General features: G+C 74.0%; 14 protein-coding genes and 1 tRNA gene. 7 read left to right on the top strand and 8 right to left on the bottom strand.

Features of this window, described 5'->3' with window-relative positions:
• Positions 1-60: 60 nt before the first annotated feature.
• The gene (locus tag EV189_RS01030; RefSeq protein WP_130491098.1) at positions 61-852 is read right to left on the bottom strand and encodes a hypothetical protein; all 792 of its coding nucleotides are present in this window, start codon (positions 850-852) and stop codon (positions 61-63) included.
• 158 nt (positions 853-1,010) lie between these two features.
• Positions 1,011-1,835 carry a formate dehydrogenase accessory sulfurtransferase FdhD gene (gene fdhD / locus EV189_RS01025; protein ID WP_130491097.1) on the bottom strand — a complete coding sequence of 275 codons (825 nt, stop codon included), beginning with the start codon at positions 1,833-1,835 and terminating at the stop codon, positions 1,011-1,013.
• A 36-nt stretch (positions 1,836-1,871) separates the two neighbouring features.
• Here fdhD and EV189_RS01020 point away from each other — a divergent pair, with 36 nt between their 5' ends.
• Both EV189_RS01020 and selD read left to right on the top strand, forming a co-directional pair.
• Complete coding sequence (locus EV189_RS01020; RefSeq protein ID WP_130491096.1) at positions 1,872-2,324, top strand: GatB/YqeY domain-containing protein; 453 nt, start codon at positions 1,872-1,874, stop codon at positions 2,322-2,324.
• Positions 2,321-3,322 carry a selenide, water dikinase SelD gene (gene selD, locus EV189_RS01015; RefSeq protein ID WP_130491095.1) on the top strand — a complete coding sequence of 334 codons (1,002 nt, stop codon included), beginning with the start codon at positions 2,321-2,323 and terminating at the stop codon, positions 3,320-3,322. Before EV189_RS01020 ends, selD begins: the two co-directional genes overlap by 4 nt.
• On the opposite strand, the gene EV189_RS01010 is transcribed toward selD, so the two are convergent.
• The 5 genes from EV189_RS01010 to fdh are packed head-to-tail and all read right to left on the bottom strand — an operon-like array spanning position 3,303 to position 11,127.
• On the bottom strand, positions 3,303-4,202 hold the full coding sequence (locus EV189_RS01010; RefSeq protein WP_130491094.1) for a formate/nitrite transporter family protein: 900 nt from the start codon (positions 4,200-4,202) through the stop codon (positions 3,303-3,305). The two genes, selD and EV189_RS01010, sit on opposite strands and share 20 nt — an antisense overlap.
• Before the next feature lie 54 nt (positions 4,203-4,256).
• Entirely contained in the window at positions 4,257-5,573 is a 1,317-nt protein-coding gene (locus EV189_RS01005; protein WP_130491093.1) for a M15 family metallopeptidase, read from the bottom strand.
• 4 nt (positions 5,574-5,577) lie between these two features.
• Positions 5,578-6,717 carry an NrfD/PsrC family molybdoenzyme membrane anchor subunit gene (gene nrfD, locus EV189_RS01000; RefSeq protein WP_231115955.1) on the bottom strand — a complete coding sequence of 380 codons (1,140 nt, stop codon included), beginning with the start codon at positions 6,715-6,717 and terminating at the stop codon, positions 5,578-5,580.
• Complete coding sequence (locus tag EV189_RS00995) at positions 6,714-7,793, bottom strand: 4Fe-4S dicluster domain-containing protein (protein ID WP_130491092.1); 1,080 nt, start codon at positions 7,791-7,793, stop codon at positions 6,714-6,716. The genes nrfD and EV189_RS00995 overlap by 4 nt, the downstream gene beginning before the upstream one ends.
• A 1-nt stretch (position 7,794) precedes the next feature.
• A complete protein-coding gene (gene fdh / locus EV189_RS00990) occupies positions 7,795-11,127 on the bottom strand; it encodes a formate dehydrogenase (RefSeq protein WP_269204156.1) in 3,333 nt (1,110 codons plus the stop codon).
• A 158-nt stretch (positions 11,128-11,285) separates the two neighbouring features.
• Between fdh and EV189_RS00980 the strand changes: the two genes are divergently transcribed.
• The 5 genes from EV189_RS00980 (at position 11,286) to selB (ending at position 18,573) form a co-directional block, all read left to right on the top strand.
• Positions 11,286-14,291, top strand: a complete 3,006-nt coding sequence (locus tag EV189_RS00980; RefSeq protein WP_130491089.1) for an EAL domain-containing protein — start codon at positions 11,286-11,288, stop codon at positions 14,289-14,291.
• Positions 14,292-14,349: 58 nt separating this feature from the next.
• Positions 14,350-15,435: a Gfo/Idh/MocA family protein gene (locus EV189_RS00975; protein WP_130491088.1), complete on the top strand. Its 1,086-nt coding sequence runs from the start codon at positions 14,350-14,352 to the stop codon at positions 15,433-15,435.
• A 10-nt stretch (positions 15,436-15,445) separates the two neighbouring features.
• Positions 15,446-15,539: transfer RNA gene (locus tag EV189_RS00970), tRNA-Sec, on the top strand.
• 29 nt (positions 15,540-15,568) lie between these two features.
• Positions 15,569-16,852 (top strand): L-seryl-tRNA(Sec) selenium transferase, encoded by a 1,284-nt coding sequence (gene selA, locus EV189_RS00965; protein ID WP_130491087.1) that lies wholly within the window; start codon positions 15,569-15,571, stop codon positions 16,850-16,852.
• Entirely contained in the window at positions 16,852-18,573 is a 1,722-nt protein-coding gene (selB, locus tag EV189_RS00960; RefSeq protein ID WP_130491086.1) for a selenocysteine-specific translation elongation factor, read from the top strand. Before selA ends, selB begins: the two co-directional genes overlap by 1 nt.
• 243 nt (positions 18,574-18,816) lie before the next feature.
• Here the strand turns inward: selB and EV189_RS00955 are convergent, their stop codons facing one another.
• Positions 18,817-20,421, bottom strand: coding sequence for a methyl-accepting chemotaxis protein (locus EV189_RS00955; protein ID WP_130491085.1), 1,605 nt, complete (start codon positions 20,419-20,421; stop codon positions 18,817-18,819).
• Positions 20,422-20,526: the final 105 nt, after the last annotated feature.

Here is a 20,526-nt window from a genome sequence, read left to right as displayed (position 1 = left end):
CTCCCGCGCCGGCCCCCTCCGCCGGTGCCGGAGCGCCCTCCCGAGCAGCAGGCGGCAGCCTCAGCGGAGGACGACCCGCCGCAGCGCCGCCACGTACACCGGCTGCTGCGCGCGCGCGACGCGCTCCGGTGCGCCGAAGGAGAGCACCCAGCTCCCCACCCGGGCGGCCTCGTCGTCGGCCCCGCCGACGTAGTCCGCCGCAGCCCGCGGGCTGGCGAAGCGGATGACGGCCGGGCCGTCGGTCGCGACCATGTCGACCGCGCCGGGGATCTCCGCGGCCGCGCCGAGGCGTACGCCGTCCGGCCCCTCGTCGCGGGCGTGCCGCATCAGCAGGCCCTCCGCGGCGAGCTGGACGGTGATGCGGACGGCGTCGGTCGCGGTGGGCGTCTCGCGCAGCAGGGCCCGCAGCGCCCGCTCGTACGCCGGACGCCGGGAGGGCACCACGCGGGCCGGGCTGCCGTACGACAGCACCACGCGGCCGACCCGGGCGGCGGTGTCGTCCGCGCCCCCGACGTACGCCGCCGCCTGCGCCGTCGTGCGGAAGCCGATGACGGAGGCGTCGAGCGTCGAGACCATCTGCTCGCAGCCGAGGCGCGCGAGCGTCACGCACGTGCCGCCGCGGACGACGGTCCGCGGCCCCTCGTCGCGCGCGTGGCGCACGTCCAGCCCCTGGCGGGCGAGCGCCGCCACCACGGCCCGGGCGGTGGGGGGCGTGCTCGCCGCGTGCGCGGGAGCGAGCGGCGCGGCCACGGCGACGGTCGTGAGGCCGCCCAGCCCGGCGGCGAGGGCGCGGCGGCGGGCCGCGCTGCGGCGGGCGCGGCGGGCAGTGGCGACGGTACGGGTCTCGACCACGGTGCAGGTCCTTCTCGGGAGGCCGTCACCGCAGCGCGGTGAGGGCGGGGTTCGCGTCTGCGCCCACCCTCGTCCGCGCACCGTCCCGGCGGATGAGCAGCCGTTGCTCAACCTCGCCCCGCACTACTCACCGGGGGACCGTGCCGCGCGGCTGACCGTCAGGTCGTGACGCGCTCAGCCCCGGCGTACACGTTCATGGTGGCGCCGCGCACGAAGCCGGCCAGCGTCATGCCCGACTCGACCGCCAGGTCCACGGCCAGCGACGACGGCGCGCTCACCGCAGCCAGCATCGGGATGCCCGCCATCAGCGCCTTCTGCGCCAGCTCGAAGGAGGCCCGACCGCTGACGACGAGCACGGTCTCGCGCAGCGGCAGCAGGCCCTCGCGCAGGGCCCAGCCCACGACCTTGTCGACGGCGTTGTGCCGCCCCACGTCCTCGCGTACGCAGTGCAGCGTCCCGTCCGCGGAGAACAGCCCGGCCGCGTGCAGCCCGCCGGTGCGGTCGAAGACCTTCTGCGCCTCGCGCAGCCGGTCGGGGAGCGTCCCGAGCAGGGACGCCGCCACCCGCAGCGGGTCCTCGGCGACGGAGAACGCCGACGACGTGCGGACGGCGTCGAGGCTGGCCTTGCCGCAGACGCCGCACGAGGAGGTCGTGTAGAAGTTGCGCTCGACCGAGGGGTCCGGCGGCGCGACACCGGGGGCGAGGTCGAGGTCGAGGACGTTGTAGTTGTTCTGCCCGTCGTCGTCGACACCGGCGCAGTAGCGCATGGCCCGCAGCTGCTCCGGTGCCGAGACCACGCCCTCGCTGACGAGGAACCCGCCGGCGAGGTCCATGTCGTCGCCGGGCGTGCGCATGGTGACGGCCAGGGCGCGGCCGCCGACGCGCAGCTCGAGCGGCTCCTCGACCACGAGGGTGTCAGGACGCTGCAGGGGGGTCGCTCCGCCGAGCCGGGTCACCGGTCGGCGTGCCGTCACGCGGGACATACAGTCACCCTAGGCACGTACCCCTGGGAGGGCCGCATGAGTCTCGAGCACCAGCTGCGGGAGGACCTCACCGCCGCGATGCGCGCCCGCGACGAGCTCACCACGGCGACGCTGCGGATGACCCTCACCGCGGTGCAGACCGAGGCGGTCTCCGGCAGGACGGCGCGCGAGCTCTCCGACGCCGAGGTGCTGCAGGTCCTCACCCGCGAGGCCAAGAAGCGGCGCGAGGCGGCCGAGGCGTTCGACGCCGCGTCCCGCACCGAGCTCGCCGAGCGCGAGCGGGCCGAGGGCGGGGTGCTGGCGCGCTACCTGCCGACACCGCTCAGCGACGACGAGGTGGCGGGCCTCGTGCGCGAGGCGATCGCCGAGCTGGGCGTCTCCGGCATGGGCGCGATGGGGCAGGTCATGAAGGCCGTGACGCCGCGGACCACCGGGCGCGCCGACGGCGGCCGCGTCTCGGCCGAGGTGCGCAGGCAGCTGGCGTCGTGACCGCCACCGAGGAGCGCCGGCTCACGGGCTACGCGCACGGCGGCGGCTGCGCCTGCAAGATCCCCCCGGGCGAGCTCGAGTCCGTCGTCGCCGGCCTCCGGCCCAGCGGCACGTTCCCCGACGAGCTCGTCGTCGGCCTCGACACGGGCGACGACGCCGCTGTCGTGCGGATCGGGCCGGGCCAGGGCCTCGTCGTCACCGCGGACTTCTTCACGCCCGTGGTGGACGACGCGTACGACTGGGGGCGGATCGCCGCGACCAATGCGCTCTCCGACGTCTACGCCATGGGCGGGCGCCCCGTCGTCGCGGTCAACCTGCTCAGCTGGCCCCGCGACCTGCTGCCGTTCGAGCTCGCCGCCGAGGTGCTGCGCGGTGGGCTCGACGTCGCGAGCGCTGCGGGGACCCACGTCGGCGGCGGGCACAGCGTCGACGACCCGGAGCCGAAGTACGGCATGGCCGTGACGGGTCTGGTCGACCCGGACCGCCTGCTGCGCAACGACAAGGGCGTCGCGGGCGTCCCGCTCACCCTCACCAAGCCGCTCGGCATCGGGGTGCTCAACTCGCGCCACAAGTCGACGGGGGAGCGCTTCGCCCAGGCGGTCGAGGCGATGACGACCCTCAACGCCGCGGCTTCGGTCGCGGCTGTCGCCGCCGGAGCGGTCTGCGCCACGGACGTCACCGGCTTCGGGCTGCTCGGCCACCTGCACAAGCTCGCTCGCGCGTCGGGCGTCACCGCGGTGGTCGACACCGCCGCCGTGCCCTACCTCGACGGCGCACGGGACGCGCTCCGCGACGGCTACGTGTCCGGGGGTACGCGCCGCAACCTCGCGTGGGTGCAGCCGTTCCTGGACGCCGGGAGCGTCGGCGAGGACGAGCAGCTCCTCCTCGCCGACGCGCAGACCTCCGGCGGCCTGCTCGTCGCGGGCGAGGTCCTGGGCTACCCCGTGGTGGGGGAGCTGGTCCCCGCCCGCGCGGGCGTCACCGTCGCGCTCGCCTGACCGGCGCCTCCTTCGCCGCGGGGGCACCCGCGGTGCCGCTGGGGTCCGACCCCGCGCTCTGCACGGCGCCCTCGGTGCCGCGCAGGTAGACCCACCAGTAGGCGCCGGCGACGAAGACCGCTGCTCCCACGAGGTTCCCGATCCCGGCGAACACCCAGTTGTCGAGGATCTGCCCCCACGTGATGCCCGGGACGCCGGCCCAGTGCGCCGCCGGCAGGAAGAACATGTTGGCGACGACGTGGTCGAAGCCGAGGGCGACGAAGGCCATGATGGGGAAGAAGATCCCGAGGATCTTGCCGCTGATCTCGTCGCTGGCCATCGCGAGCCAGACCGCCAGGCAGACGAGCCAGTTGCACCCCATGGCTCGCAGGAAGATCTGCCAGTTGGACTCCGTGACCGCCTTGCCGGTCGCCGTCGCAGCCAGCCGCTCGTACGCCGCGTGCGCCGTGCTCGCCGCCGGCGACGAGGGCGTGCCGATGACGCCGGTCTTGAGGGCCAGGAAGTAGGCGACGAACAGCGAGCCCAGGAGGTTCGCGACGAGCACGACGCCGAAGTTGATGCCGAGGCGCGCGACCGGGATGCGCTTCTGCAGCAGGGCCAGCGGGACCAGCGCCATGTTGCCGGTGAGCAGCTCCGCGCCGGCCAGCACCACGAGGATGAGGCCGAGGCTGAACACCGCGCCGTTGAACAGCGTGATGAGCCCGCCCCACGTCTCGGCCTTGAGCCCGCTGGTGACCACGATCGCGAGCAGGCCGCCGAAGGCGATGTACGCCCCGGCCAGGAAGCCCCCGACGAGCATCCGGTCCACGGTGAGCAGGGCCTTCTTCTCGCCCGAGGCCACCGCCGCCACAGCTATCTGGTCCGGTGTCTTGAACGGCATCGTTCGCTCCTCAACTGTCCGCAGGTGCCTCAGTCATGCCCCTGCGCACGGGTGTCAGTCATGGCCGCGTGCGGTGTCGAAGTGCTGGTAGTCGCGGAACGATGCGCCCCAGCGCCAGCCGACCGAGGCGAAGGCACGCACCACGGCGTCGCCCGGACGGATCAGCGCGGGGTGGGCGAGGCTGCGGTCGGCGTAGTGCGCGGAGGGCCAGGTGCCGTCGCGGGCCACGTCCGGGTTCTCCAGGGTGTTGACGTCGATCGCGATGCCGTAGGCGTGGGGGCTGCGCACGTGCGGCTGGCCGACCACGCCGCGGCAGTTGAAGCCCGAGGTGTTGTCGGCCGCCATGGACGCGTAGTCGTTGGCACCATGGAGCTTCGCGCTCCAGCCGAACACGTCCTCGCGCACCATCAGCCGGATCGGGTACGCCGCGGCGTAGATCCGCGTGAAAGCACGGACGACCGCCGGCGCGACGCGGGCAGCCACGACCAGCTCACCTCGGTGGCGGTAGCCGTCGAAGCCGTAGTAGTTCATCGTCACCAGCGCGAGCTGCGCGCGGCCCACCGGGCAGCCGGAGTGCCAGGTGCGGCCGACCATCTGCCGCCAGACGTCGTCGGGGATGGGCTCGACCCGGGCGTCGAGCCCCGGCGTCGTCGCGCGCGGCTGCACGAGGACCCGCGTCGGGCGAGGTGCTCCTGCCGGGTCGGGCACCAGGGCGTAGGCAGGTGGCACCGCGAGCGCGAGGGTGCCGCTGACCGTCCCGGTCGCGCTCGGGACGGCGGCGGCGGCGACCCGGAAGGCCCCCGCCTCGACCGCGGGCGTGCGGAGCAGGGCGGTGCCCGCGGCGCTCGTCGTGCCGCGCGAGACCGTCACCCAGCGCGAGCCCTCCTTGCGCTGCAGCAGGACCGGTCCCGTCACGGGCAGTCCGTCGGAGGTGTCCCAGGAGACGCGGACGGACCAGGTGGCGTCGTAGCGCACGGAGCGCGCCGCCCGGACGGTCAGCGTGCTGGGCGCGGCCGTGGTGCGGACGACGAAGGTCGCGCTGACCGCGTCGCCGCTGCGCAGCCGGTAGAGCGCGGAGCCGACCGGGGTGAAGGCCACCGACACCGACCCGTCCGCTGCGCTCGTCGCCAGTCCGGCCTGCTGCCACGCAGGTCTGCCGGTGCCCGGCGTGCGCTCGAGGACGACCTCCGCGCCCGCGAGCGGCGCGCCGGTCGCGTCGTGCAGCACCGCGGTGACCGAGCTCGGCAGCCCGCGGTGCACCTCGGCCGGTGCGGACACGACGGTCAGCTGCGCACCGTCGGCTCGCGCGGGCAGGGCCGGGAGCAGAGCCGCCAGGAGCGCTGCACCCAGCAGCCAGGTCCTCTGGCGCATGCGGCTATCCCGGCGCGTTGGTCTTCGCGCCGCCGTCAGCGCGCCGCTCGAGCCGCTCGCGCTGGGGCACCACGACGTACTTCGGGTCCTTGGAGGACATCACGCCCGCCTCGAAGACGCCGAAGCGCGTGAGCAGCGACCCGGCGAGCAGGCAGCTGCCGGACGCGATCGACAGCAGCCGCGACCGGCGGCTCAGCGCGGCCCCGACCGCACCGACGGCGGTGAGGGCCCGGGCGGCCTTGAGCTGCGTGCCGGGGCGGCCGGTCTCGTACGGCTCGCTCAGCAGCCCGTGGCCCTTCTCGAGGCGCTGCCCGGCGGCGAGCTCCACGGCGGCGCCGGCGACCGCCAGGCGGCGCGCCGACGCGGTCTGCGTCGGCGGGGCGAGCACGAGCCCGGCCCCGGCACCCGCGGCGAGCGCCGAGCCGGAGAACAGGAACGGCAGCTCGCGGTAGCCCTCGTGCCAGCTCGGGACCGCGGTGTCGGCGAAGAGGACGGCGGTGTACGTCGCGAGCGCCGGCGCGACCGCAGCCGCGCCGAGCCCCGCGGCGCGCCCGCCCCACGGGGCGAGCTTGCGCACCAGGCCGAGCACGCCGCGCTCAGGCAGCAGCGGGGCCAGCTCGGCGGTCGCGGCGGCGCCGGCCAGCGGGCCGTACGCGGCGAGGATCCACGTGCCCACCGACATCGGCGAGGTCGGCTTGGCGACGCGCAGCATGTGGTGGAAGCGCGTCTTCACGCCCAGGTCGTTGATGAGGAAGTACGTGCTGGCGAGCAGCGCGCCCATCGAGGTCGCCCGGGCCCCGCGGCGCAGTGCGGGCGCGCCGGTCAGGTCCGCTCCCGCAGCGAGCAGCGAGGAGCCGGCAGCCAGCCCACCGGTGAACAGGTAGAACGCGATGTCGTGCGTCCACACCGGGGGCTTGAGCACGGCGCGGCCGTAGTACGACTGGAACTCGACGTCGGGCACCATCTGGTGCTCGTCGCGCTGCTTGCGCCGCCGCCCCGTGCCGCGGCCGGGCTCGGCGCGCCCCTGCGACCACGACAGCGCGGCCTGGTCTCCGTGCGGGCGCCGACCGGCCCCCTCGTCGTTGGACCGGCCGTCCGCGCGCAGCGGGGTGGCGCCGACCTCGGGCTCTCCGGGGACGCTCACCGGCGCCGGCCCGTGCGCAGGAAGGACGCGGCTGCGCCGAGGACCATGAGCGCGGCGGCGGCACCGGCGTGCTTCCACATGTCCGGCAGGTCCCGGGTGGTGACGACCGGGTCCGGCGGCAGGCCGTAGACCTCCGGCTCGTCGAGCAGGAGGAAGAACGCGCCGTCGCCGCCGACCCCGTCGTCCGGGTCGTTGCCGTAGAGCCGTGCCTCGGGGACGCCGTTGGCGTGCAGCTGCTCGACCCGCGCCTCGGCCCGCTCGCGCAGCTCCTCGAGCTCGCCGAACTGGATCGACTCGGTGGGGCATGCCTTCGCGCACGCCGGGGTCATGTCCGCGCCGAGGCGGTCGTAGCAGAGCGTGCACTTCCACGCCCGGCCGTCGTCCTCGCGCTTGTCGATGACGCCGTAGGGGCACGCGGAGACGCAGTAGCCGCAGCCGTTGCAGATGTCCTGCTGCACGACGACGGTGCCGAACTCCGTGCGGAACAGCGACCCGGTGGGGCAGACGTCGAGGCAGGCCGCGTGGGTGCAGTGCTTGCAGACGTTGCTCATCATGAGCCAGCGGAAGTCGGTCCGCTCCTCGAGGCCCGTCTCGTTGCCGGGAGGCTGGGACCCCGGCATGCCGAGGAACGCCGTGTCCACACCGGCTTCGCGGGCAGCCTGCGCCGCGGTCTCGGCGACGGGGACGGACCCCGGCCCCGCGGTGCCGAGCCGGGAGGCGTCGGCTGCGCGAGAACCCGCTGCCACCACGTCGAAGGTCGGACCCACGCCGGAGGGGCCGGTCGGCGTGTGCTCGAAGGGCGGCGTCCGCGTCCCGATCGGCAGCGGCTGCTCGATGAAGTGCACCGCCCGCCACGAGTCGGCCCCGAGGCCGCCGGTGTTGTCGTAGGAGTAGCCGAGGAGGTTCAGCCCGTCCTCGGGGACGGCGTTCCACTCCTTGCAGGCCACCTCGCACGCCTTGCACCCGATGCAGATGCTCGTGTCGGTGAAGAACCCCAGCCGCTTCGGCGGTTCTTCGTAGCCCGCGTCGGCCGCCGGGTCCTGCAGCGGTCCGTACAGGCTGTTGCTCGAGACCATCTCAGCCCTCCTGGCCGTGGGCTGCTGCGGCGTCGACGGCCGCCTGCGCCTCGTGCGCGTCACCGCGGTGCGCGATCAGCGTCGTCGTCATCGCGACGGTCCCGGTCTCCTCGGTCACGCCGGCCTCGCTGCGGTAGCTCGCCATGAGGTCCAGCACCGCGGGTCCGCGCGGGCGGCGGCCGGGGCGCACGTCGCACGTCCCCGCCTTGCACTCCTGGATGTGCACGTTGGGGTCGAGCGTGAGGTGCGGCAGGTCGTTGACGACGTCACCGGTCGTGAGGCCGCCCGGCCCCCAGTGGTAGGGGAGCCAGACCTGGTGGATGACCTGCCCCTGCACGCGCAGCGGCGTCAGCCTGTCGGTCACCAGCACCCGCGCCTCGACCACCGCGCGGGCGGTGATGACGTGCGCGAACTCCAGGTGCCGGAGCCCCCGCTCCGCCGCCAGCTCCGGCGAGACCTCCATGAAGAGCTCCGGCTGGAGCTCCGCGAGGTAGGGCAGGTAGCGGCTCATGCCGCCGGCGGTGTGGTGCTCGGTGAGCCGGGACGTGGTCCAGACGTACGGGAACAGCGAGGACCCGGGCTCGGGCGGGGACGGGTGCATCTCGTTGAACGGCGCCGTGTAGACCTCGCGCGTGGGGTTCTGCTGCTGGGTGTAGAGCCCGTTGCGCACGGGCGACTCGCCCGGCTCGTAGTGCGTGGGGAGCGGCCCGTCGACGGCGCCCTTCGGCGCGTACAGCCAGGCCTTGCCGTCCGCCTGCATGATGAAGGCGTCGTCGCCGGCGAGGGCGTCGGGACCGCTGGCCCCGGGCTCCGGCCGGAAGTGCGGCGACTTGGTCTTCTGGAAGTCGGGCACGTCGTGCCCTGTCCACTCCTGGGCGTCCTCGTCCCACCACACCAGCGCCTTGCGCTCGCTCCACGGCTTGCCGTCGGGGTCGGCGGAGGCGCGGTTGTAGAGCACGCGGCGGTTGGCCGGCCACGCCCAGCCCCACTCCAGGCCGAGCCAGTTCTGCTCCTTCGCCGGCTTGCGGCGCGCGGCCTGGTTGACCCCGTCGGCGTAGACACCGGTGTAGATCCAGCAGCCCGCGGACGTGGAGCCGTCGGCCTTCAGCTCGGTGAAGGCGGACAGGGTCTTGCCCGTCGTGAGGTCGTAGCCGTTGATCTCCTTGAGCACGGCCTCGCCGTCGGGGTCGCCCTTCTCGCCCTCGAGCGGGTAGTCCCACGCGACCTCCAGCAGCGGGCGGTCGCGCTCGTCGGTGGACGCGGCGAGCTTCTCGCGCATCTTCCGGCCCAGGTGGTAGATGAACCACAGGTCGCTCGTGCAGTCGCCCGGCGGCTCGGTCGCCTGCTCGCGCCACTGCAGCAGCCGCTGGGTCTGGGTGAAGGTGCCCTTCTTCTCCACGTGCGTCGCCGCCGGCATGAAGAAGACCTCCGTGCGGCACTCCTCCGCCACGATCTCGCCCGTCTCGATCTCCGGGGCGTTCTGCCAGAAGGTCGCGCTCTCGATCATCACGAGGTCGCGGACGACCAGCCAGTCGAGGTTGGCCAGCCCGAGCCGCTGGGCCCGGCCGTTGGCCGAGCCGACCGCGGGGTTCTGCCCGAGCAGGAAGTAGCCGAAGATCTTCCCGCCCTCGATCATGTCCATGACCTGGCTGTAGGTGCCGTGGTCGCCGTTGATCCGGGGCAGGTAGTCGAAGCAGTAGTCGTTGTCCGCGGTCGCGTTGTCGCCGAAGTAGGCCTTCAGCAGGCTGACGACGTAGGTGTCGGCCTTGCCCCAGAAGCCCTTCTGGTTGGAGCCCTTGATCTTCTCGATGTAGTCCTGCAGCGTGTCGTGCTCGTCGACGTGCGGCATCTCGAGGTAGCCCGGCAGCAGGTTGTAGAGCGTGGGGATGTCGGTCGACCCCTGGATGCTCGCGTGGCCGCGCAGTGCCATGATGCCGCCGCCCGGGCGCCCCATGTTGCCCAGCAGCAGCTGGAGGATCGCGCCGGTGCGGATGTACTGCACGCCGGTGCCGCGCTGGGTCCAGCCGACGCTGTAGACCAGCGCCGTGGTGCGCTCCCGCCCGCTGTTCTGCGTGAACGCGTCCACGATCTCGTCGAAGAGGTCGCGGCTGATGCCGCACATCTCCTCGACCATCTCCGGGGTGTAGCGCGCGAAGTGGCGCTTGAGGATCTGGAAGACGCAGTGCGGGTGCTGCAGCGTCTCGTCCTTCTCGACCTCGTGGGTCTCGATGCTCGCCCCGGCCGCGCCCGTCCGCTGGCCCTTCTCGGAGCTGCTCGCGCGGTCGCCCTCGTGCGACTCGTCCCCTGAGGCCTCCTCCTGGCCGGCGTACTGCCACGAGGTCGTGTCGTAGGCGCGCTTCTCCTGGTCAAAGCCGGAGAACAGCCCGTCGAGGTCCTCGGTGTCCTCGAAGTCCTCGGACACGATCCACGCCGCGTTGGTGTACGCGCGGACGTAGTCCTCAAACCAGAGGTCCCGCTCGAGGACCTGCTTGATCACCGCGCCGAGCAGGACGATGTCACTGCCCGAGCGGATGGGGACGTAGGTGTCCGCCTGCGCGCTCGTCCGGGTGAAGCGGGGGTCGATGTGCACGACCTTGGCGCCGCGCGCCTTCGCCTCCATCACCCACTGGAACCCGACCGGGTGGCACTCGGCCATGTTCGAGCCCTGGATGACGATGCAGTCGGCGTTCGCCAGGTCCTGCAGCGAGGTGGTCGCGCCTCCGCGTCCGAACGAGGCACCCAGACCGGGCACCGTGGCGCTGTGTCAAATGCGCGCCTGGTTCTCCACCTGGATGGCACCCATCGCGGTGAAGAGCTTCTTGATGAGGTAGTTCTCCTCGTTGTCCAGCGTGGCGCCGCCGAGGCTCGCGATGCCCATCGTGCGGCGCAGCCGGCGGCCCTGCTCGTCCTTGTCTTGCCACCCCTTGCGGCGGGCCTCGATCACCCGGTCGGTGATCATGTCCATCGCCGTGTCGAGGTCGAGCTCCTCCCACTGGGTGGAGTACGGCCTCCGGTACTTCACCCTGGTCTCGCGCAGCGGGCCGTTGACCAGGCCCAGCGAGGCGGAGCCCTTGGGGCAGAGCCGCCCGCGGGAGATCGGGCTGTCCGGGTCGCCCTCGATCTGGACGACCCGCTCGTCCTTGACGTAGACGCGCTGCCCGCAGCCGACCGCGCAGTAGGGGCAGATGGACTTCACGACGCGGTCCGCGGTCTCGGTCCGGGCGACGAGCGCCTTCGAGCCGGCGGACTTCGCGGCGGCACCGCGGCCCAGGGGGTCGTCACCGGTCAGCTGCCGGTAGACCGGCCAGCCCTCGAGGAAGGTGCGCACGCCCACGGGCCCACTCTGCCACTCTCCTGCGCAGGTCAAACACCGGGACGCGCGAACGGCCCACCCGGGCGCGCCGTACGTGTCAGGCTCGGGCCCGCCCTGCCGATGGAGAGGGAGCGGGCGGCACGGCGCCGCCGCACGAGCGGGTGAGGAGGGACCGGGGCATGGGCCGCAGACCCACCGTCGCGTTCTTCACGCCGCTCGTCGCCGGGCCCTTCTTCGGCGTGATCCTGCGCGGCCTCCAGCGCGAGTGCGCTGCGCGCGGCGCCCGGCTGCTGGCGGTGCAGACGCTGCACCCCGCGGTGGGGGACGAGTTCAAGGACTTCCCCGACGTGCCGGGCGGGCTCTCGTCCGACCGCTACGACGCGGTCGTGTCGCTGACCTTCGCCCTGGACGACGAGCACCTGGCGGCGGTGCGCGCCACCGGCAAGCCCGTCGTCATGGTCTCCCGCGAGGTGGCGGGCTTCCCCAGCGTGCTCGCCGACAACACGACCGGCGGCCGGGAGGTCGTCGAGCACCTGCTCCGCCACGGCCACCGCCGGATCGCGTGGGTCGGGAGCCTCGAGAACCAGGACACGCGCGAGCGGCACGCCGCGTACGAGCAGGTCCTCCGCGAGCACGGCATCGAGCCCGACCCGCGCCTGCGCTACGAGGTCGACAACCTCATGGACTGGGGCGGCGAGGCCGCCGGGCGCGCGCTGCTCGCCGACGGGCTCCCGGCCACCGCCGTCGTCTGCGCCAACGACAACACGGCGATCGGGCTGAGCCGTGCGCTGCAGGAGGCGGGCCTCCGCCTGCCCCTGGAGATGGCGGTCGTCGGCTTCGACGACACCGCCCGGGCCGGCGCGCAGAGCCCCGCGCTGGCCTCCGTGGGGCAGCCGTTCGAGCGGCTCGGCGAGCTCGCCGCGCGGCTGGCCCTCGCCGGGCTCGAGGGCCCGCTGGAGCCGGTGACCCACCGGGTGCCCACGTCCTACGTCCCCCGGGCGTCGTGCGGCTGCGACGGCCTCGCGCTCGTGGGTCGCGGCGGCAGCGTCGGGCTGGCCTTCGCCGACCGGCTGGCGGCGCTGTTCCCCGAGGTCGCCCCGGGCAGCCCCGCGCACGCCGAGCTCGGCTCCGCGGGCACCGCGCTCACGACGGCGCTCGCCGTCGCCAGCGAGGGCGCCGCCCCGCTCGAGCCCGCCCAGGTCGAGCAGGCGGTCCGGCACGTCTTCGCGCTGCGCCCCCGCCGCGAGACGATGACCGGGCTGCTGCGCGAGATCCAGGCCGAGCTGCGCGACCGCGGCTGCCCGCGCGACATCGCCGACGAGCTCGTGCGCGAGCTCGCCATGTGCCTCGCCGACGCCCGCACCAGCGACGCGCACGAGGCCACCCGCCACCTGCGCGACGAGCTGCGCAGCGAGTACGACATCAGCATGGAGCTGCTCCGCGCTCCCCACGACGACCCCTCGTCCCTGCGCTGGCTGGCGCGTACGCGGTGCCGGGCCGGCTGCGTCGGGCTGTGGAGCGCGCCGGCCGAGGTCGGGCACACGCTCCACCTCGTCCAGTCGTTCGGCAGCCTCGGCACCGAGGCGCGCGGGCTCCAGCGCGTGGAGGAGTTCCCGCCGCGCACGCTGCTCGACCTCGTCGACCCGGAGGCCGGCGAGCTCGCCTTCGTGCTGCCGGTGCGGACCGCGACGCGCGACTGGGGGCTGCTCGCGCTCGTCGGCAAGCCCGAGCTCGCGACGGCGACGGGGCGCGAGACGTACTTCCAGTGGTCGGCGCTGCTCGCCGTCGCGCTCGAGCAGCGCGAGTCGCAGGCCGAGCGCGTCCGCCTCGAGGAGCAGCTGCGCCGTCGCGCGCTGTTCGACGAGCTGACCGGGCTGCCCAACCGGGCGTACTTCAACGAGCAGCTGCAGGAGGCCGTGGGGCGGGCCGGCGACGAGCCGTTCGCGATGCTCTTCCTCGACCTCGACGGCTTCAAGCTCGTCAACGACGGGCTCGGCCACCTCGCCGGCGACGACCTGCTGACGCAGGTGGCCTCGCGGCTGCTGTCCTGCATCCGCGCCGGGGACGTCGCGGCGCGCTTCGGCGGCGACGAGTTCGCGGTGCTGCTGCGCGACGCCGAGCCCGAGGTCGTCGAGGCCGTGGTCGAGCGCCTGCAGGCCGAGCTCGCCCGGCCGTACGACGTCCAGGGGCACCCGGTGGTCGCCACGGCCGCGATCGGCATCGCGCACGGCGCGCCCGCCTACACCGGGGCGGAGCAGATCGTCCGCGACGCCGACATCGCGATGTACGCCGCGAAGGCCCGCGAGCGCGGCTCCACCGCGGTCTTCCAGGTCGCCATGCACGACCGCGCCGTCGACCGGCTGCGCCTCGAGGGCGAGCTGCGGCGCGCGATCGAGGGCTCCGGCGACGGGTCGGGCATCGAGGTCCACTACCAGCCGATCGTGCGCCTCTCCACGGGGCGGATCGCGGCGCTGGAGGCGCTGGTCCGCTGGCGGAACTCCGCGGGGCGGCTCGTCAGCCCGGCGGACTTCCTGCCGGTCGCCGAGGAGACCGGGCTCATCGTGCCGCTCGGCCAGCTCGTGCTGCGCGAGAGCTGGCGCCAGCTGCTGGCCTGGCGTGCCGCAGGCGTCGCCGACTCCGACCTCTCGCTCTCGGTCAACCTGTCGCACCGGGAGTTCTGGCACCGGGACCTGCTCGACGTGCTCGACGCCGAGCTGGCCCTGCCGGGCGCGGTCGCCTCGCGGCTCTCCCTCGAGATCACCGAGGGCGTCGTCATGGACAACGCCGCCGAGGCCGCCTCGCTGCTCGGCGAGCTCCACGGCCGCGGGGTCAACCTCCACATCGACGACTTCGGGACGGGCTACTCCTCCCTCGAGGCGCTGCACAGCTTCCCCATCGACGCGCTGAAGATCGACCGCTCGTTCGTGGGCCGGCTGCACCTCGCCCGCGGCCGTGAGATCATCCGCGCGATCACGGCGATGGGCCGCAGCCTCGGCATGGAGGTCATCGCCGAGGGCATCGAGACGCCGGAGCAGCCGCTGCGGCTGCGCGCGCTCGGCTGCCCGATGGGCCAGGGCTACCTGTTCGCGCGGCCCGCGCCGGCCGCCGAGCTCGCCGAGCTCCTCGTCACCGGCATCGACACCTCGTCGTGGGCACCGGGCCTGCGGGCGGCGGCGCGTACCTGATCCGCCTGCTGGTCCGCCTGCTCGGGTAGCGTGCGCGCACCGAGTCGAGGAGGACGTCGTGGCTACCCAGGAGCCGGTCCGGTTCGCTGTCGTCGGCAGCGGCTGGCGCTCGCAGTTCTTCCTGCGCCTGGCGCGCATGGCGCCCGAGCAGCTGCAGGTCAGTGCCGTCGTGACGCGCACGGCCGAGCGGGGCGAGCAGGTCACCGCCGAGTGGGGCGTCCCGACCTTCCGCACGCTGGACGAGGTCGCCGCCACCGCCCCGGAGTACGTCGTGCCCTCCGTGCCGTGGGGGGAGACGCCCGCGGTGACCGAGCGCGCCGTGGAGCTGGGGTACGCCGTGCTGGCCGAGACGCCCCCGGCCGCTGACGCCGACGGGCTGCGCGCGCTCTGGTCGCGCGTCGGCGCGAGCGGACGCGTCCAGGTCGCCGAGCAGTACCTCCTCATGCCCGGCCACGCCGCGCGCCTCGCCGTCGCCCGGCGCGGGGTGGTCGGCACGGTCACTGGCGTCCAGGTCTCGAGCACGCACATGTACCACGCGACCTCGCTCATCCGCGGGTTCCTCGGCACCGGCTTCGACCCCGTCACCGTCGTCGGTCAGCGCACGACCGCTCCGCTCGCCGACCCGCTCGGGAAGGACGGCTGGACCGGGTCGCTCGAGCCGCAGCAGGCCGGCACGACGATCGGACTGCTCGACTTCGGCGACGGGCGCACCGCGGTCTACGACTTCACCGACAACCAGTGGTGGAACCCGCTGCGTGCACGCCGGATCGTCGTCCGCGGGTCGCTCGGTGAGATCGTCGACGACAGCGTGGTGCGGCTCGTCGACCCCCGCTCGCCCGTGCAGTCGCACCTCGTGCGCCGCCAGCGCGGCGTGGACCTCGACCTCGAGGGCGTCGACCTCGACTTCATCAGCTTCGACGGCGAGGTCGTCTACCGGAACCCGTTCGCGGGCTCGCGGATGTCCGACGACGACGTCGCGGTGGCCGACATCCTCGCCGCCACCGGCCGGTGGGTACGCGGTGACGGGCCCGCGCCGTACCCCCTCGCGGAGGCGTGCCAGGACCACCTGGTCGCGCTCGCGGTCGAGGAGGCCGCGTCGAGCGGGCGGCCGGTGACCACGGCTCGCGAGGCGTGGGCTGGCTAGAGTGCTCGGCGGAGGCGTACGCGTTCCTGGTGGGCGCCCCGGTCTTCAACACCGGTGAGGGCGAGCACCTCGTCCTGGCGGGTTCGATTCCCGTCCGCCTCCGCTGCCGGTCGCGGGCGGCGCGGGTAGGTTCGTGCTCGTGGACCCGCGCCGCCGCGTACCCAGGACCGACGCGCTGCTCGCCGACCCGCTGCTCGCGCCGGCGCTCGAGCGGCTGGGGCGGGAGGCGGTGAAGGCGGAGGTCGTCCGCCAGCAGGAGCGCGTACGCCGTGGCGAGCTCGCGCCCGAGGCCTGCGCGGCGGCGACCGCGGACGCCCTGCCGGTGTCCGGGACCTCGCTGCAGCAGGTGATCAACGCGACGGGTGTCGTGCTGCACACGAACCTCGGCCGCGCGCCCCTGTCTGCTGCGGCGGTCGAGGCGCTGGCGACGGCAGCGGGCTCCACCGACGTGGAGTTCGACCTGGCGACCGGCACCCGGGCCCGGCGCGGGCGCGGGACGCTGCAGGCGCTGCTCGACAGAGTCCCCGCTGCGGGAGCCGCTCTGGTGCTGAACAACGGTGCCGCCGCGCTGGTCCTCGCGACGACCGCGCTCGCGGCCGGCCGCGAGGTCGTCGTCAGTAGGGGCGAGATGGTGGAGATCGGCGACGGGTTCCGCCTGCCCGACCTCATCGCCTCGACCGGCGCGCGCCTGCGCGAGGTCGGGACGACGAACCGCACGCACCTGGGCGACTACGCGCACGCGGTCGGGCCGGAGACGGGCTGCATCCTCAAGGTGCACCCCAGCAACTTCCGGGTGGAGGGCTTCACCAGCAGCGTCGAGGTGGCCGAGCTCGCCGGGCTCGGCGTGCCGGTGGTCGCCGACGTCGGCAGCGGCCTGCTCGCCCCGGATCCGCTGCTCCCTGATGAGCCGGACGTGCGGACTGCGCTGCTGGCAGGCGCTTCTGTCGTCACGGCGAGTGCGGACAAGCTGCTGGGTGGACCGCAGGCGGGTCTGCTGCTCGGGCCGGCCGACGTGGTCGAGCGGCTGCGGCGGCACCCGCTCGCCCGCGCGCTGCGCGTCGACAAGCTGACGCTCGCCGCGCTCGAGGCGACGCTGCGGGCAGCAGACGTGCCGGTGTGGCAGGCACTCCGGCTGCCTGCGGAGGTGCTGCGTGAGCGCTCGGAGCGGTTGGCTGCGGCCGTGCCGGGCGCCACCGTCGTGCCGAGTGCTGGCGCCGTCGGTGGTGGCGGCGGCCCCGGTGTCGAGCTGCCGGGCTGGGCGGTCGCGCTGCCCCCCGCTGTCGCGGAGCGGCTGCGCCACGGCTCCCCGCCCGTGGTGGCGCGCGTCGAGCGCGACCGTTGCCTGGTCGACCTGCGGTGCGTGCCGGAGACACACGATCCCGCGGTCCTGCAAGCGGTCCTCGCGGCGCTCAGCTGATGCACGTCGTCGCGACCGCGGGTCACGTCGACCACGGGAAGTCCACGCTCGTCCGCGCGCTGACGGGCATGGAGCCGGACCGCTGGGCGGAGGAGCGGCGGCGCGGCATGACGATCGACCTCGGCTACGCGTGGACGCGGCTGCCGAGCGGGGAGACGATCAGCTTCGTCGACGTACCAGGGCATGCGCGGTTCCTCGGCAACATGCTCGCCGGCATCGGCCCGGCGCCCGCGGTGCTCGTCGTCGTCGCCGCGGACGAGGGCTGGCGCCAGCAGTCCACCGAGCACCTGGCGGCGGTGGAGGCGCTGCGGCTGCGGCACGGCCTGCTCGCGGTCACCAGATCGGACCTGGCGGACCCGGGTCCTGCGACGGAGGAAGCCCTGCGGCGCATCGCGTCCTCGTCGCTCGGGCAGGTGCCGGCCGTGCAGGTCAGCGGCGCCACGGGTGCGGGCCTGGACGAGCTGCGCTCCGCCCTGGACGCGCTCGTCGCGCGGCTGCCTGCACCTGATCCTGCTGCTGCTGTGCGGTTGTGGGTGGACCGGGCGTTCACCGTACGCGGTGCCGGGACCGTGGTGACCGGCACCCTCGCAGCAGGAACCCTGCGCGTGGACGACGTGCTCTCGCTCCGCGGACGGGACGTGCGCGTCCGCGGGCTGCAGAGCCTCGGCGAGCCGCACGAGCACGTCACCGCGACCGCACGGGTGGCGGTCAACCTGCGCGGCGTCGAGCTCGACGAGGTCGGGCGCGGGGACGCGCTGCTGTCGCCGGGTTCCTGGCGCCCGAGCGCGCTCGTCGATGTCCGGCTCGACCCGGGGGACCGGCTGCCCGCGGAGCTCACCCTGCACGCGGGGACGGCAGCGGTGCCCACGCGCGTACGCCCGCTGGACGGCGACGTCGCCCGCCTGTCGCTCGCGCACCCGCTGCCCCTCGCCGTGGGAGAGCGGCTCCTGCTGCGCGACCCCGGCGACGGGCGCATCGTCGGGCTGTCGGTGCTCGACACTGCGCCGGAGCGGCTCCGCCGACGCGGGGACGCGCGACGCAGGGCGGAGGCGCTGCGCCAGGGGCCCGAGCAGCCGCAGGACGTGCTCGAGCGCAGGGGTTTCGTGCCCGCGGGCTCGTTGGCGGCCGACGGCGTGGAGGCGGGCGGCTGGCTGGTCGCGCGGTCGCGGTGGGCGCAGTGGCAGGAGGCGCTGCGGGCGGCCTGCCTCGAGCACCAGCGGGCCGAGCCGTTGTCGCCCGGTCTGCCGGAGGGGGCCGCTGCTGCGGCACTGGGACTACCGGACCCCGAGGTCGTGGCGCCGCTCGCGGCGGCCACCGGGCTGGAGCGCGGGTCGGGGCGCGTGCGGACAGCGGGGTGGCGTCCGTCGCTGGGGGCGGCGGAGGAGGCCGTACGCCGGATCGAGGACCGCCTGCGCAACAGCGCCTTCGACGCCCCCGACCTCGACGAGCTGCGGTCAGCGGGCCTCGGTCCCCGCGAGCTCGCGGCAGCCGCGACGGCGGGTCGTCTGCTGCGGCTGCCGGGCGAGGTACTGCTGCTGCCGGACGGCCCGGCCCGGGCGATGCGCGTCCTGGCGGGACTCCCGCAGCCGTTCACGGTCAGCCAGGCGCGGACGGCCCTGGGCAGCAGCCGGCGCGTCGTCGTCCCGCTGCTCGAGCACCTGGACGGCCGCGGCTGGACCAAGCGTGCGCCGGACAGCAGCCGGACCGTACGCCGCCCCTGACGAGTCCGCCGCCCCTCACCCCGTGATCATGCACGTCCTGGCCACCCACACCTGCCCGTGATCATGCACATCCTGGGCCCACCATCTGCATGATCACGAGGAGGGGTTCGGGAGCCGCGGCTCCAGGATCTGCATGATCGCGGGGAGGGGGTCGGCGGCCCCAGCCCCAGGAACTGCATGATCACGGGGAGCCCGGCCCCCGGGTCCCGAGATCTGCATGATCACGTGAGGGGCGAGCGGGAGTCATACCTGGAAGCGGCTCACCACGGACTGCAGGTCGCCCGACATGCGGGCGAGCTCGTCGGCGGCCTGGCGGGCCTGGACCACGCCCTCGGCGGTCACCTGGGCGGCCTGGGCGACCCCACTGATCGTCGAGGCGATCTCGCTCGAGGCGGTCGCGGTGTCGGAGACGTTGCGGCTCATCTCGCCGGTCGTGGCCGACTGCTCCTCGACCGCCGAGGCGATGGTGGTCTGGAAGTCGTTGATGCGGGCGATGATCGCGGCGATCCGGCCGATGGCCTCGACCGCGGACGAGGTGTCGCCCTGGATGCGCTCGACGCGGGTGACGATGTCGCCCGTGGCCCGCGCCGTCTCCTGCGCGAGGTCCTTGACCTCGTTCGCGACCACAGCGAAGCCCTTGCCGGCCTCGCCGGCCCGCGCAGCCTCGATGGTGGCGTTGAGGGCCAGCAGGTTGGTCTGCTCGGCGATCGCAGTGATGGCCTTGACGACGTTGCCGATCTCGTTCGAGGACGCGCCGAGCGCGGCGATCGTGGCGTTCGTCGCCTCGGCCACGCCCACGGCCTCGCCCGCCACGTGCGCGGCCTCGTTGGTGCTGTGCGCGATCTCGCTGATCGACGAGGTCATCTCCTCGGTCGCGGCCGAGACCGTCTGCACGTTGCTCGAGACCTGGTTGGCCGCGGCCGCGACGACGCCCGCCTGCGCCGAGGTCTCCTCGGCCGACGAGGCGATCTGCGCGGAGACGCTGTTGAGCTCCTCCGAAGAGGCGGCCAGCGCCTGCGAGGACGCGGCGATGGTGCGGACGGCGTCCCCGATGCCCTGCTGGGCGGTGCGGACCGCGGCGGCCATGGCGCCGAGCTCGTCGGTGCTGTGCACGTCCACCTCGACCGTCAGGTCGCCCTCAGCCATAGCCTGCAGCGCGCGGGACACGCGGTGGACCGCCGCGACGATCATGCGGGAGACGAAGAGCGCCAGGGCGACGGCGAGCGCGAGGCCGACGACGAGGACGAGGATCACCTGCGTACGTGCGTGGTGGTACGACGACGCGCTCGCCTCCACCGTGGCCTTCGCCTCGGCGGACTCGGCCGACGACACCTTGGCCAGAGCGCCGGCCATCTCCGTGAGGACGGGCAGCATGGTGTTGTCCCGGATGGCGATGTACCCCGCCAGGTCGTTGCGCTTGCTCGCGGGTAGCGCCTGCTCCTGGCGGATCTGCCGGTACTTCGCGAGATCGGTCTTGAAGAGCTGCCACTGCGACGTCGCCGCCGGGTTCACGCCGAGCTTCTCGTACTCGCTCACGGACGTGTCGAGCGCTGCGTCCGAGGTCTGCAGCTTCTGCTCGTACTTCGCCATCGTCGCCGGATCCTGCGAGATCACGTGGTTGGCGAGCATCAGGCGGTTGTTGAACTGCTCAGCGGTGATGGCGTCCAGCGTCACCAGCCCGCGGGTGTTGTTGGAGTAGAGGCTGCCGGTAGCCGCCGCCGTCGAGGACAGCGCGCGCAGGCCGGCGATCCCGACTGCGAGGGCCACGAGCGCGAGGACGGCGACGAGGGCGAGGATGCGCGTGCCCACCTTGCGGTTGGCGACGAAGCGCACGACTGGGGCGAGCATGGCGTACCTCCGGAAGAGCGGCGGCTGGACTCCTACGGGGGATCTATCGGCCGACCGGCAGCGGACTGTGCGCGATCGGCCGAGATACGGCCGTTGCTCCGCCGA

It is taken from the genome of Motilibacter rhizosphaerae, from assembly GCF_004216915.1.
In the GTDB taxonomy this organism is placed as follows: Bacteria; Actinomycetota; Actinomycetes; order Motilibacterales; family Motilibacteraceae; genus Motilibacter; species Motilibacter rhizosphaerae.
Note: the sequence above shows the minus strand (reverse complement) of the source record. Positions and strands in the feature narration are given on the sequence as shown.